Source organism: Paenibacillus pinistramenti (assembly GCF_005869875.1).
Lineage (GTDB): Bacteria > Bacillota > Bacilli > Paenibacillales > Paenibacillaceae > Fontibacillus > Fontibacillus pinistramenti.
On the sequence record NZ_VAWG01000001.1, the window covers coordinates 361,329 to 374,976 of the forward strand.

15 protein-coding genes and 1 other annotated feature are annotated in these 13,648 nt (G+C 51.8%); of the genes, 1 reads left to right on the forward strand and 14 read right to left on the reverse strand.

Going from position 1 to position 13,648, the window contains the following annotated elements; all coding sequences use genetic code 11:
* Nucleotides 1–7: 7 nt before the first annotated feature.
* The 4 genes from FCN15_RS01695 to lspA all read right to left on the reverse strand — a co-directional run bounded on the left by FCN15_RS01695 (nucleotide 8) and on the right by lspA (nucleotide 3,484).
* A complete protein-coding gene (locus FCN15_RS01695) occupies nucleotides 8–922 on the reverse strand; it encodes an aspartate carbamoyltransferase catalytic subunit (RefSeq protein ID WP_138493199.1) in 915 nt (304 codons plus the stop codon).
* Nucleotides 922–1,470 carry a bifunctional pyr operon transcriptional regulator/uracil phosphoribosyltransferase PyrR gene (gene pyrR, locus FCN15_RS01700; RefSeq protein WP_138493200.1) on the reverse strand — a complete coding sequence of 183 codons (549 nt, stop codon included), beginning with the start codon at nucleotides 1,468–1,470 and terminating at the stop codon, nucleotides 922–924. The genes FCN15_RS01695 and pyrR overlap by 1 nt, the downstream gene beginning before the upstream one ends.
* A gap of 533 nt (nucleotides 1,471–2,003) precedes the next feature.
* The gene (locus FCN15_RS01705) at nucleotides 2,004–2,987 is read right to left on the reverse strand and encodes an RluA family pseudouridine synthase (protein ID WP_238996480.1); all 984 of its coding nucleotides are present in this window, start codon (nucleotides 2,985–2,987) and stop codon (nucleotides 2,004–2,006) included.
* Nucleotides 2,987–3,484 carry a signal peptidase II gene (gene lspA / locus FCN15_RS01710; RefSeq protein WP_138493202.1) on the reverse strand — a complete coding sequence of 166 codons (498 nt, stop codon included), beginning with the start codon at nucleotides 3,482–3,484 and terminating at the stop codon, nucleotides 2,987–2,989. Before lspA ends, FCN15_RS01705 begins: the two co-directional genes overlap by 1 nt.
* Nucleotides 3,485–3,688: 204 nt before the next feature.
* Here lspA and FCN15_RS01715 point away from each other — a divergent pair, with 204 nt between their 5' ends.
* Nucleotides 3,689–4,426: a TraR/DksA C4-type zinc finger protein gene (locus FCN15_RS01715; RefSeq protein WP_138493203.1), complete on the forward strand. Its 738-nt coding sequence runs from the start codon at nucleotides 3,689–3,691 to the stop codon at nucleotides 4,424–4,426.
* On the opposite strand, the gene FCN15_RS01720 is transcribed toward FCN15_RS01715, so the two are convergent.
* The 10 genes from FCN15_RS01720 to sigG all read right to left on the reverse strand — a co-directional run bounded on the left by FCN15_RS01720 (nucleotide 4,423) and on the right by sigG (nucleotide 13,582).
* A complete protein-coding gene (locus FCN15_RS01720) occupies nucleotides 4,423–4,722 on the reverse strand; it encodes a DUF5665 domain-containing protein (protein WP_138493425.1) in 300 nt (99 codons plus the stop codon). The two genes, FCN15_RS01715 and FCN15_RS01720, sit on opposite strands and share 4 nt — an antisense overlap.
* Nucleotides 4,723–4,945: 223 nt before the next feature.
* Nucleotides 4,946–8,044, reverse strand: coding sequence for an isoleucine--tRNA ligase (gene ileS / locus FCN15_RS01725; RefSeq protein WP_138493426.1), 3,099 nt, complete (start codon nucleotides 8,042–8,044; stop codon nucleotides 4,946–4,948).
* A gap of 54 nt (nucleotides 8,045–8,098) precedes the next feature.
* Nucleotides 8,099–8,398, reverse strand: a binding site (T-box leader).
* Nucleotides 8,399–8,484: 86 nt separating this feature from the next.
* Complete coding sequence (locus FCN15_RS01730) at nucleotides 8,485–9,000, reverse strand: DivIVA domain-containing protein (protein ID WP_138493204.1); 516 nt, start codon at nucleotides 8,998–9,000, stop codon at nucleotides 8,485–8,487.
* Nucleotides 9,001–9,168: 168 nt separating this feature from the next.
* A complete protein-coding gene (locus FCN15_RS01735) occupies nucleotides 9,169–9,957 on the reverse strand; it encodes a YlmH family RNA-binding protein (protein ID WP_138493205.1) in 789 nt (262 codons plus the stop codon).
* Nucleotide 9,958: 1 nt separating this feature from the next.
* Nucleotides 9,959–10,228, reverse strand: a complete 270-nt coding sequence (locus tag FCN15_RS01740; RefSeq protein WP_420819536.1) for a YggT family protein — start codon at nucleotides 10,226–10,228, stop codon at nucleotides 9,959–9,961.
* A gap of 2 nt (nucleotides 10,229–10,230) precedes the next feature.
* The gene (locus FCN15_RS01745; RefSeq protein WP_138493207.1) at nucleotides 10,231–10,680 is read right to left on the reverse strand and encodes a cell division protein SepF; all 450 of its coding nucleotides are present in this window, start codon (nucleotides 10,678–10,680) and stop codon (nucleotides 10,231–10,233) included.
* Complete coding sequence (locus tag FCN15_RS01750) at nucleotides 10,681–11,376, reverse strand: YggS family pyridoxal phosphate-dependent enzyme (protein WP_138493208.1); 696 nt, start codon at nucleotides 11,374–11,376, stop codon at nucleotides 10,681–10,683.
* A gap of 6 nt (nucleotides 11,377–11,382) precedes the next feature.
* Entirely contained in the window at nucleotides 11,383–12,234 is an 852-nt protein-coding gene (pgeF, locus tag FCN15_RS01755) for a peptidoglycan editing factor PgeF (RefSeq protein WP_138493209.1), read from the reverse strand.
* Between the two features lie 98 nt (nucleotides 12,235–12,332).
* The gene (locus tag FCN15_RS01760) at nucleotides 12,333–12,677 is read right to left on the reverse strand and encodes a YlmC/YmxH family sporulation protein (RefSeq protein WP_138493210.1); all 345 of its coding nucleotides are present in this window, start codon (nucleotides 12,675–12,677) and stop codon (nucleotides 12,333–12,335) included.
* A gap of 122 nt (nucleotides 12,678–12,799) precedes the next feature.
* Entirely contained in the window at nucleotides 12,800–13,582 is a 783-nt protein-coding gene (gene sigG / locus FCN15_RS01765) for an RNA polymerase sporulation sigma factor SigG (protein WP_068696416.1), read from the reverse strand.
* Nucleotides 13,583–13,648: the final 66 nt, after the last annotated feature.

Sequence of the window (13,648 nt, forward strand, 5' to 3'; positions counted from 1 at the left end):
AGGCTGTTTACAGCCGCAGCGCCCGTTCCATAACCGCCATACGAATGGGAACCCCGTTCTGCATCTGCGGGAAAATCCGTGATTTCGGACTTTCCACCAGGGCGTCATCTATTTCCACGTCCCGGTTGACCGGAGCCGGATGCATAATGATCGTATGGCCGGCCAGCTTGGCGGCCCGCTCTTCTGTTAATCCGTACTGCAGCCTGTATGCTTCCGGCGACTTCAGTATGCCGTCCGCGTGGCGCTCCAGCTGAACCCTCAGCATCATGACGACGTCTGCTTTCAGCGCTTCCTCCATGGATACATAAGGAGCATCCTCAGCAAGCTCAGGAGCCTGCATCGAGTCCGGCGCGCAAAACTTCACGCTCGCTCCGAATTTTTGCAGGGCCCACAGATTGGACCGCGCCACCCGGCTGTGCTTGATGTCCCCGATGATCGATACCTGAAGGCCTTTCAGTGAGCCGAATTCCTTCTTCATTGTATAGAGGTCCAGCAGCGCCTGTGTCGGATGTTCATTGTTGCCGTCGCCTGCGTTGACGAGAGGAACGCCGACCTTCTCGGCAAGCTGCGCCAGAACGCCGACCGGCTTTAACCGGATGACACCGGCATGAATCCCCATGGATTCGAGCGTACGGACCGTATCGTAGATCGATTCGCCTTTCTCCACACTGGAGGCAGCTGCCGCAAAGTTCAGAACCTCCGCTCCAAGCCGTTTCTCGGCCATTTCAAAGGAGAAGCGTGTGCGGGTGCTGTTCTCAAAAAACATATTCGCTACGAACCGGTCCTTCAGCACCGGAATCACTTTGTCCGGCTGGGCTTCCCAGTAGGCGGCCCGCTCCAGCAGCGTTTCGATTTCAGTGCGGCTTAAATCCTTTAATCCAAGCAAACTCCGTTCTTTCAGCGCAGCTGATGTAATCGCCATTAGTTGTTCCCCCGCTTCTGCGTAAGTCTGACAAGATCGGCTTCGTCGCGTTCGTTCAGCAAAACCTCTATTTCCTCTTCTCTGGACGTCGGTACATTCTTGCCAACGTAATCCGGCCGGATCGGGAGCTCCCGATGCCCGCGGTCCGCAAGCACGGCCAGCTGAATCGACTCAGGACGGCCGCGGTCCATTATGGCATCCATCGCTGCGCGGATCGTCCGCCCCGTGAACAAGACGTCGTCTACCAAAATAACCTTCTTGCCTTGAACGTCCAGATCCTCGAGCAGAACGCCCGCCGAGTCAGGCTTACTTTCGCTCTGCCGGTCATCCCGGTAAGGCGTTACATCAAGCTCTCCCCATGGCACCGCAATCCCTTCGATCTCCTCCAGGCGTGCTGCCAGCCGCTGGGCCAGATGCACTCCCCGGCTGACGATGCCGACCAGCACACAGCCTTCAATCCCTTTGTTCTTCTCCAAAATTTCATGCGCAATCCTCGTTAACGCCCGGCGGATCGCTGTTTCATCCATAATGATACGTTCTTCGCTCATCCATATCCTCCTCATCGTTTCAGGCTGGGCCTAAACAGCCTTAACTCGATAGCACCTGCCGGGACTCCATGACCGGCCATAAAAAAAACTCCCCGCCCATTCCAGGCAAGGAGTTCTCCAGCCGCAGGTTATGCCTGCGACAGTCAAGGAGGCCGCTGAAAAAGTCCGTAGCTGTGCAGCACACAGCCAGAGGAACTTCTGCAAACCTCGTTTCACGTTACCTTGCCAGCCTCACGGGACTGATTTAAAGGTGCTATTTGATTACCGTGAATTATGACACAGCAGCGAGAACTTGTCAACGCCCTGCCGGACCAAACAGTGAGGATGGATGTATGGATGATGAATAAATGTTTGTATTTTGTTATTAAAGGCTTCAACTTATAAATAATTATACAATATAACCGCATAAATATTCAACAGTTTTTTCGATAAAATTGACTTTGTATGTAAGCAGCCCTTTTCTCCCAATAAAAAAAGCACCGCATTCCGAACATGAAGTTCCGGAAATGCAATGCTTTTCGACTGCCTGATCTTTACCTTCCTCTAAGAACTGCCAGAAGCCCTTCCATATCTTCGGGAATGGGCGCTTTAAACTCCAAATACTCGCCGCTCCGCGGATGAATGAACCCCAGAACAGCTGCGTGCAGGGCCTGTCCGTCCATCTTGAGGCCTTTGCTCCGGCCGTACATCGGGTCTCCAACAAGCGGATGCCCGATAAATTTCATATGGACCCGGATCTGATGGGTGCGTCCGGTCTCAAGCTTTAATTCAAGAAGCGTATAGTCGCCGAAACGTTCCACTACCTGAAAATGAGTAACCGCGCGTTTGCTGTTCCGCTCCGTCACAGCGAACATCTTCCGGTCAGAGGTATCGCGCCCGATCGGCGCGTCCACCGTACCCTGATCATGGCTCAGGTTCCCGTGCACAAGCGCAAAATATTTGCGCGTCACCGAGTGGTCCTTCAGCTGGGCGGCAAGCGATGCGTGCGCCAGGTCATTTTTGGCAGCCATCAGAAGGCCTGAAGTGTCCTTATCAATCCGGTGAACAATTCCGGGGCGGAGCTCGCCGTTAATGCCGGACAAATCCTTGCAGTGATGCATCAAGGCATTGACCAGCGTCCCGGAAGCATGTCCAGGCGCAGGATGAACCACCATTCCCCGCGGTTTATTGACGACAATAACATCCCCGTCTTCGTAATACACATCAAGCGGAATATCCTCAGGAATGATCTCTACCGCGCTCGTCTCGGGAATTTGAAGCAGAACCTCGTCCCCTGCAGACAGCTTGTAATTGGATTTGACCGGGCTGCCGTTTACCGTTACATGACCTGCGTCAATCCAAAGCTGGATCTGGCTCCGCGATACCTGCTCATCCATGCCTTCCACAATATATTTATCAATGCGCTGTTTGGCGTCTTTCTCATCAGCCGTCCACTCATACACGTTAGCCTGATCCTCGGACAGCTGCTCTTTCTCCTTGTCCACTGAAGCTGAATGGCCGGACTGTTCGTTACTCATCATAAATGGTTGTCTCCTTGCACATGATCCGAAGGTTTGTTGTTGTCTCTGCGGCTGTCAAACAAAGTATCCAGAATAATCAGCGCTACGCCGACTACAATACACGAATCCGCAATGTTAAAGATCGGGAACACGTAGCTGCCGAATGTAAACTGCAGAAAATCCACAACTTCAGCATGTACTGAACGATCCAGGAAGTTGCCGATGGCTCCGCCTAAAATTAAGGAAAGGGCTACCGGAAGCAGCTTTTGACCATTCTTCTTCACCCGTTCCATATACCACACAATTCCAATTACAACCGCAATCGTGATGACAATAAAGAACCATCTCTGCCCCTGAAGAATACTGAAAGCAGCGCCCTGATTCCGGTATGACGTAATAACGAAAAAATGTCCGATAACCGGGATTTCCTCCCCGATCTGAAGCTGTTTAGCAATCAGGTATTTGGTGCCCTGGTCCACCAGAAAAGCAATTAAAGCAATTAAATAATACACCACAGTAGGTTGTCACCCCGTTTTGTCTTATGACGTTCCGGTTCCTAAATAGACAGGATTAACCAAAACAAGCTTCCTTATTGTAGCACAGGGCCCAATATACCGTCCATGCACGAAAGGATTTTCCTTCTCTAAAAATAGTCCTTTTGGCGCAATCTATACGTTAGCAAGAACGAATTTTGAACCTATAGGAAGGAGTCCTGTCCAATGGATCACCTGACGCAAACCGAACTGCAAAATCTCGAGGACAAGCTGCTGGAACGCAAGCAGGAGCTGGAACGCGAGCTAGAAGGCAACGATCATTTCGGGATCGAGGCTTCGCTGCGGGACAAAACGGGCGAGCTGTCCACCAACGATAACCATCCCGCCGACGTCGGCACCGAAATGTTCGAGCGCTCCAAGGACTTGTCTCTGCTGGAACACGCTGAAATGAACCTCACCCGCGTTAACGATGCATTAGTCCGGATGCAGGAAGGCTCTTACGGCATCTGCGAAACCTGCGGAGCGCCGATTGATGTCGAACGGCTGAATGCCCTGCCGGAAACGGCCCACTGCCGGGAGCACAGCCCTCAGCAGTCCGTATCTGCAAGACGTCCGGTTGAAGAAGAGTTGTTGTACCCGCCCTTCGGCCGTACCAGCTTCGACGAGCGGGATGATGAAACCGAATTTGACGGTGAAGACGCCTGGCAGATCCTTGAAAGCTATGGAACCTCAACCTCGCCCGCTTTTGCAGAAGAGAACGAAGTGGATGACTACAATGACCTTGAAATTGAGGCCAGCAGCGAGCTGGACGGCTTCACCGAAGAATTTGAAAGCTTTGTTGCCACAGACATCTACGGGGAAAATAAATGCTTCTTCCGCAACGGCGCCTACCGCAAGCATATGAAGGCAACCAAGCATCTGGCTTCCGAGGATTCACTCGGCACCGGGTCCAACGAGTATTAAAGCTGCAGCTGTCTTTGAACGATCCGAACCAGGTCCGCAATATAGTCTCCAATAATCGGCAGATTTAATGCACCGAGCGCCTGGAGCAAATAAATAATCGTCGCCGCAAAAAAAGTCAAACCTATCGCATATCCGACCCCTCGCGCGATTCCGGAAATCAGGTTGAGCATAATCAGCCGGAACGGCTTGTGGAGCAGCTGGGTATAATCGGCGATTCTGGATTTCTCCAGCTCATTAGCCAGCCAAACAGTCAGACTATAGATCCGGTTCACCCGCTCTTCCAGGTTATCAGGCATGTCAGCAGCCGAATGCCCCAAATCAAGCTCATGAGGCTTCTGCAGCGGCCTGCTCTTCGTATTCTGCTCCATACAGGGTATCATCCTTTATCCTTCTCAACAAAGCTTGGAATAAAGCAAACGAGCTGAACAGCGCCGGAGATGAATTCTCCGGGCTGAACAGCCCGTTTGCTATTCTTTGCTTGTATTATAACCCTGTGCAGGGAATCCCATGCAAAAGCGATTATTCGGAAATCGCAACGCCGATCTTTTTGCTGCCCAAATCGATGGATTCCATGTCTGCTGCTTCACCAAAGCTTACGTCAGTTACAAGCACGTTCTCCTTAAGTACGTCCATAAACGCGGTGATGGCCTGCTTCAGTTCCTCGTCAACGTTCAGGGTCAGCGCCACGCGCTTCTCAATCGGCAGATCGAGCTTCTTCCGGGTGTCCTGTACGGCACGGACTACTTCACGAACCCAGCCTTCCTGCTCAAGCTCCGGCGTCAGATCGGTATTCAGCGCAACCGTAATGCCGTAGCCGGAAGCCGATGCGAACCCTTCTTTGGCCTTCTTCTCAATCAGAAGCTCCTCAGAGGTGATCTGCAGTTCTTCTCCTTCAGGAGATACGACGGCAAGCGTGCCTGTCTCTACTACACGGCGGGTATCTTCAGGAGCCATGTTTTTCAGGAAATTTTGAAGGAAACCGACGTTCTTGCCGTACTTCTTGCCGGCCACTTTCAGGTTCAGCTTCAGCGTGTAATCCACAACTCCGCTGTCGCTGTTCTCGATTTCAAGCTTCTTGACGTTGATCTCTTCTTTAATGATCTCCTCGTAAGCAGCTGCATCAAACGGAGTGCTGAGCGACACGACCAAGCCGGACAATGGCTGGCGGGTTTTGAGGCCGGTTTCGTTCCGCACATTGCGGGCGAGCTCGACAATTTGACGGGCCGTTTCCATATCCTGCTCCAGCGTCTTGTCAATCAGCGATTCATCCGCCTCCGGATAGTCGGCCAAGTGCACACTGTCCCCGCCTGTCAGATTCACGAAGATGTCCTCAGACAGCATTGGCGTGTAAGGAGCCATCAGCTTCGCGAGCGTAACCAGTACGCTGGACAGTGTCTGATAAGCAGACAGTTTATCCTCGTTCAAACCTTCGCCCCAGAACCGGTCACGGGAACGTCTGATGTACCAGTTGCTCAGCTCATCCACAAACGCTTCAATCGCTTTGGCCGGGTTGAGGAAATCGTTGACAGCCAGCCCTTTGCCCACGGTGCCAATCAAGGAATTCAAGCGGGACAGGATCCAGCGGTCCAGCTTGTTCACTGATGGACGGAAGGCATGCTCTTCCGGACGGTAGCCGTCAATGTTGGCATACAGCGTCAGGAACGCATGAGTGTTCACAAGAGTATCAATCACTTTGGATTTCGCTTCACCTACGATGCCTTTGGAGAACCGTTTGCTGTTCCATGGCGCACTGTCAGAGAGCAGGGCCCAGCGGAATGCGTCTGTTCCGTATTCATTGATGATATCCCATGGATCAATGACGTTGCCTTTGGATTTGGACATCTTCTGTCCGTTCTCATCCAGCACATGGCCTGTCGCAATAACGGCTTTATACGACGGTTTGCCTGTATACAGCGTAGAGACGGCCAGCAGGCTGTAGAACCAGCCGCGCGTCTGGTCGATCCCTTCGCAGATCATATCGGCCGGGAACTGCTCCCCGAAAGTCTCTTCATTCTCAAACGGATGATGCTGCTGGGCAAACGGCATTGAACCGCTGTCGAACCAGACGTCGATTACCTCGGACGTTCTGTTCATGACGGCGCCTTCCTTAAACGGCGATTTCAGCTGAATCCCGTCCACATAAGGCTTATGCAGCTCGATGTCTTCTGGAACCTCGCCTACCGCGCGCGCTCTCAAATCGGCGATGCTCTTCGGCGCATATTCTTTGCCTGTCGCTTCGCATACCCAAACGTTCAGCGGCGTTCCCCAATAGCGGTTGCGGCTGATGTTCCAGTCTACCAAATCCTCGAGGAACTTGCCGAAACGTCCGTCACGGATATGATCCGGGTACCATTGGACGGTGTTGTTATTGGCAATCAGCTGGTCCTTAACCGCTGTTGTCTTGATAAACCAGCTGTCCATCGCATAATAGAGCAGCGGGGTTTTGCAGCGCCAGCAGAACGGATAGCTGTGCTCGTATTTTTCCTTGCCGTACAGGAGACCTTTCTCGGACAGCGCTTTGACGATGTCGACATCGAGCGTTTCGTCCTTGACGAAGCGGCCCGCAAACTCGCGGATCACATCAGTATAGCGGCCCTGCTGATCAACCACGTTGATAAACTCTACGTCGTTGTCACGGCAGGTCTTGTAGTCGTCCTCGCCATGAGCCGGTGCCATATGAACAATCCCTGTACCGCTGGATTCCGTAACAAATGGAGCTCCAAGGATTTTAAGGCCGTTCTGCGGATGAATGTAATCAAACGGCGCGTCGTAGGCCAGACCAACAAGTTCGGATCCTTTTACGGAAGACAGAACCTCATAATCGCCCTTCAGCACCTCTTCGACGAGATTTTTAGCGACGATGTAGGTTTCATCACCCTGCTTCACGCGCACATACTCCAGCTCCGGGTTCACCGCAAGCGCAGAGTTTGCAGGCAGTGTCCAAGGCGTTGTCGTCCAGGCGAGTACAAATTCGCCGCTGTCCTTCAGCTTGAACTTCGCTGTTGCACTTAAGTCCTTCACGTCTTCGTAGCCCTGCGCCACTTCGTGGGAGCTCAGCGTAGTCTGACAGCTGGGGCAATAAGGGCTGACGCGGTGACCGCGGTACAGCAGGCCTTTTTCATGAATGGTGCCCAGAATGTTCCATACGCTTTCAATGTAGTTGTTGTCCATTGTTACGTACGGGTGATTCAGATCTGTCCAGTAAGCAATCGCTTCGGTCAGCTCGCGCCACTGCTTCTCGTATTCGAAGACACTGGCTTTACATTTCTTAACGAACTCTTCAATGCCGTAGTTCTCAATTTCCTGCTTGCCGGAGATGCCCAGCTGCTTCTCTACTCCAAGCTCTACAGGCAGGCCGTGGGTATCCCAGCCGGCTTTACGGACGACGCGGTAGCCCTTCATCGTCTGGTAGCGGCCGATAAAGTCCTTAATGACGCGGCCAAGCACATGGCCGATATGCGGTTTGCCGTTCGCTGTCGGCGGGCCTTCATAGAACACATAATTCGGACGGCCTTCGCGGTTCTGGATGGTCTTCTGGAACGTACTCTCCTGCTGCCATTTCGCCAGAATCCGCTGCTCGCGGGCCCGGGCTTTCTCTTTAACGTCTACCTTTTGCAATTTCATGACTTCCTCTCATTCAAGATGATGAAACAATAAAAAAAGCCCCCGTCCCAAAGGGACGAGAACTATGCTCGCGTTACCACCCTAATTCCATAATGACGCTGGTTCAACATACCAAGAACACCAAACAACGTCAATATGACTCTTATCTTCCGTATCCAATCAATACGGGGCCGGTGTAACGGTCGGCGTGCCGGTCAGACTTACACTTCCGAACAGCTCTTAGCCTGGAATTTCAGCCTCACATCTCCGGGATGATATACCTTCTGCTTGTCGAACATCGGCTTTCAGCAAGCGCCGACTCTCTGGGGAACAACTTCGCAGCGTACGGATTCCCATCATCAATATTTGCAACTATGGAGTTGACAATGAAATGTAATCTTTATTGTATACCACTGCCGCTAAATGTCAACCTGCACAGTCTTGCTCAACAAATCTTAATAAACTTCTCTAATCTCACGGGCTTCACGGGAATCTCTGTCGTCCTGGGCTCTATCCTCAAGCGACTCCCATCCTTCATGACTTAACAGTTCAAGCTGAGCCTCCACCAGTGTCCGGAACCGGGCACGGTAAATGGAAGCCTGCTTCTTCAGCTCTTCCACTTCCAAAGAAACCCGACGGGATTTGGACAACGATTCGTTGATGATCCGGTCGGCATTCTTCTCCGCTTCCTTAATGATCAGCTGTGCTTCTTTCTTCGCGTTATTCCTTACCTCATCTGCAGCTTCCTGGGCAACGATGATGGTCTTGCTGAGCGTTTCTTCAATGTTTGCAAAATGATCCAGCCTCTCCTGAACGGCAAGCAGCTGGTTCTGCAGCTCCTTATTCTCGCGGATTACGATTTCATAATCTTTAATGACTTGATCAAGGAATTCATTGACCTCATCTTCGTCATAACCGCGAAGTCTTCTCGAGAACTCCTTGTTATGTATGTCCAGCGGTGTTAATGGCATGGGAAGCACCTCCTGATTGATTTGAACCGTGAATATACACACGCCTATTCATTATTATATATCGACAATAAGCGGTTTACGCTAAATACCGTAATTAGCTTTTGTATCCTTTCACAGGTTAGGTAAGTCAATCTATTCGACAGGAAATCCGGAACTCCTGCTGGGAGATCATACAAATTTCCCGATTTTCACCCGGTACCTCCCCTTTTTCGTCATTCCTTCAAGCTCCAGCACCTTAAACCGGCCAAACCCCTGGAGGGAAACGACATCCCCGGCCTTAAGCGGTTTGGAGGGGTCTTCTTCCGTCTTCCAGTTGATCCGGCAGCGTCCAGCTTTGATTGGAATCAGCACTTTGCTGCGGCTGAGCCGGTAAACGTCACCGGCGATTCCATCCAAACGTAAAGAAGCCACCGTAATATCCAGCGGCTCCACAGCCGAAACAGCCTGCTTCAGCTGGTCTAACTCCAAAACGTCGGTCCAAACGGACACCCGGTGAACCTGGCGCAAATGCAAATTAAGAAAATCAGCAATATCTTCGCTCACGATCACATGACAGCCGTCTTCCCGGACATGGAAATCACCGATTTTATCACGCTTGAGCCCTAGTCCTAAAATAGCGCCCATATAATCCCCGTGATCCAGCTCCGAAATCCGCTCATCATCCGAGCCGACACTAATGACCTTCATCTCCACAGATTCGCTTGCCAGATCCCGATAATCAGGAGCGATCAAAGCCCGGCACCGTTCAGCGCCTTCGTATCCCCCATCAAACCGGACCGCAGCATCCGGATGCCGGTTCACAAGGCTGGTCAAAATAAGCACCTGCCTTGGGTCCAGGAAGCCGGTCAGCTTCAGCTCATGATAGTCGCCGGCGTTCACCACCCATTCCCAGGCACGGTCAACAAACGGTTTCTCTTCAGGCAGAAAGTGTACGTAAAGATCGTCTGGTTTAGCCATTTTAGTAGATCACCAGACTCAAAATGTACTTCAGCCCCATAACCGCATACCGCAGCGCAATCAATGCAATAATAGGCGAGATGTCAATCATGCCCATGATCGGCGGTATAAACCGTCTAAATACGGAGAGATAAGGCTCAACAAGCTTGCCCAGCAGCTCTCCAACAAAGCTCTCCCGCACATTCGGAAGCCAGGACATGAGTACATAAATAATAATCAGGAAGTAGTAAATCGAGCTTAAAATATCAATTAAACTAAAGATCAATTCCAAGGTCACCTCATTCTGTTGTAGTCTTGTTCCTCTGCCAAAATCTCTGTGATGGACCCTGTAATTTCAACGGTATCCGGCGTGCACAGAAAGATGTTGTCGCCGATCTTGGAAATACCGCCGTTTAGCGCATATACAGTTCCGCTGAGGAAATCAATGATCCGCATGCCTTGATCTTTGCGGACGCGCTGCAGATTAACAACGACCGTCCGGTGCGAACGAAGATGATCCGCAATTTCCTGAGCTTCATCGTATGAGCGGGGCTCATTCAGAATGACTTTGACATTTTTCTGGGAATGAATGCTGACCACATTGCTCCCCCTTTGATTTCTACGTGGTTCGAAGCTTGGGGTTTCACTTTCCTGCTGCTGCGGTTCAATAACCTGCTCCCGCTCAACAACTTCCTCTTCCTCCTGCAGCCCCAAAAAATTCATGAATCGGTTCATAACGCTCATTTACGACTCCTCCTCTCCTTTCCCTACCAAAAGAGAACCCAGGCGCAGCCATGTAGCGCCCTCCTGCACGGCAATTTCGAAATCGTTGGACATACCCATAGACAATTCTGTCAGCGGCTCACGGGTAACCTGCTGTTCATTCAGCTTGTCCCTCAGCTCGCGAAGGCCTCTAAAGACAGGCCGGGTCTCCTCCGGCTCTGCTTCATAAGGAGCCATGGTCATTAATCCGATGACCTCCAGGTGGCTGAACCGGGACAAAGACCGGATAAACTCAGGCGCCTCCTCAGGTCTGATTCCCGATTTGGAGTCTTCGCCCGAAACGTTAACCTGTACAAAAATCTTAACCGTAATCCCGGCAGCTGAACAACGCTTCTCCAGCTCTTCCGCCAAAGAGATGCGGTCCACAGAATGAATGTATTTAAACTTGTTGATAACGTCTTTAACTTTCCTGGTCTGCAGACTGCCGATAAAATGCCATGTCCCGCGTCCCTCAAGATCTTCCCACTTCGGGCCCGCTGTCTCAAGCCGGTTCTCACCGATTTGATCCAGCCCCGCCTCCAAAACGGCGGCCGTCATCTCTGTGGACACATATTTGGTCACAGCTACAATCTTTATCTCTTCCCTGCTTCTGCCGCTTGCTTCACAGGCCCGCTGAACCCGCTCTTCCACCTGCTTGATCCGTTCTTTCAGTGACAGAAAGGCTCACCTCTCTTTCAGGCCGATAAAGCTGGCCATTCTTCCTGTCTTGCCATTCTCTTTCCTGTGGGAGAAAAAGAGATCCCCATTTGTGCTGGTACACCAATTTGTACATTCGATACGGCTCGGCATAATTCCTGCTTTAATCATAATCATTCGATTTAATTCTTTCAAGTTCAGCAGCCAGCGTCCTTCATTGGCAGAATTCTTAAAAGGCAGAGCCTGTTCCCCGGATACCCACTGTTCAACCAGGGGACGAACCTGGCCCATTACCTTCTCGTCAACCTCGTAGACATCGCCGCCAATTGAAGGCCCTATAGCGGCCAGCAGCTGCTCCGGCCGGGTTCCGTAGGTGTCCGCCATGGTCTCGGCCACGCGGGCCGCAATCTCTGCAATTGTGCCCTTCCATCCCGCATGCGCAAGCCCTACAACCTTGTGCTCGGGGTCATAGAAATAGAGAGGCACGCAATCCGCGTAGAAGGAAGTTAGCAGGATGCCGGGAACATTCGTCACCAAAGCATCGGTCTCCTGAAACGCGCTCTCGCGGTCCAGCCGGCCCCTGCCCCGGTCTTCTGCCGTCACAACGGCGACCCGGCTGCCGTGCGTTTGTTCGCCGCAGGTCAAGGCCTCCGGCTCAAAGCCGAGGGTGCGGGCAAGCCGCAGGCGGTTCTCAAGCACCGCAGACGGATCGTCTCCAACATGCAGCGCCAGATTCAGGCTGCCGTAGGGGGCGGCAGAGACACCGCCGTTCCGGCCGGTGAACCCGGCGGCTAACAGCGGCTCACGCTCCGTCCACCGTGCCAGCTCAAAAATCTGCGGCTGCCCTTCTTTATACATTTTCCCAATAAACGGTTCCATATCCTCACCTCATTGATTACAAACAGCTTGACTGCCGTCCATTACATTGTCATCAGTGTACCATATTTCGTCACTTTCAAGGGCAGAGCATTCAGAGGTCAGTAGCTCCGGCGGTCGCTGCGTCCCTCTTTCAGCTCGCGGTATTCCCGGGCATCACGTTCGGCATAAACTACGTTATCCGACTCGGGAGCGCGGGGAGCGCTCGTCCGGGGCTCTTCCATTTTGACGAGGACGACGTCGGAGCCGATTTTGACAATATTTTTCCAGGGAATAATCAGGTCGCTCCCCCCGCCGAACAGTCCCATAAATTTGCTGTAGCCCGGAACGACGATAGCCTCGATTACCCCTCTGGCCATATCCAGCTCCAGATCACTGATCTGGCCGAGCCTGCGCCCGTCCACCACATTGATGACGTCTTTGGTCTGAAATTCGGAAATTTTCAAGTGAACTCACCCTCGCTCTCCGCATCCTTTGCTCTATTTACTATATGTCCGGTGCCGGCGATATAGGCGGTCTAACCCGAGAATCAACATTAAAAAATAAAAAACGACCCAAAAAGGATCGTTTATGACTTCACATGCTTCTGCATTTGTACAATGGCGGATTTCTCTAGTCTGGATACCTGAGCCTGGGAGATGCCGATCTCATCCGCAACTTCCATCTGCGTCTTACCTTCAAAGAAACGCATCGAAAGGATCATCTTCTCCCGTCTGCCCAGGCGCTGCATTGCTTCACGCAATGCGATTCCTTCAATCCAGGATATATCTTTGTTGCGGTCATCACTGATTTGGTCCATGACGTAAATCGGATCCCCGCCGTCATTATAAATCGGTTCGAATAAAGAAACAGGATCCTGAATGGAATCAAGCGCAAATACAACATCTTCTTTAGGAAGACCGAGCGCTGCGGAAATTTCAAGAACCGTTGGTTCTCTAGAGTTTTGATTGGTCAGGCTGTCCCGCATCTGCAGCGCCTTGTAAGCAATGTCCCTTAAGGAACGGGAGACCCGAATCGGGTTGTTATCGCGCAGATATCTGCGGATCTCACCGATGATCATCGGTACGGCATACGTAGAGAACTTGACGTTTTGGGACAGGTCAAAATTATCTATCGCCTTCATCAGACCGATACATCCGACTTGAAACAGGTCGTCCACGAACTCGCCCCGGTTGTTGAAGCGCTGGATCACGCTCAGCACGAGCCGCAGATTTCCATTGACCAGCTTTTCTCTTGCTGCTCGCACGTGGTCTTGCTGTAAAGATACAAATAGTTCACGCATTTCCGCATTCGTTAGCACTGGCAGCTTCGCGGTATCCACACCGCAAATCTCGACTTTGTTTCGAGCCATCATGTCATACCTCCCAAGGTGAAACATTAATGTTCATTATCTCCTTGGGCTGTCTTTTTATTCCTG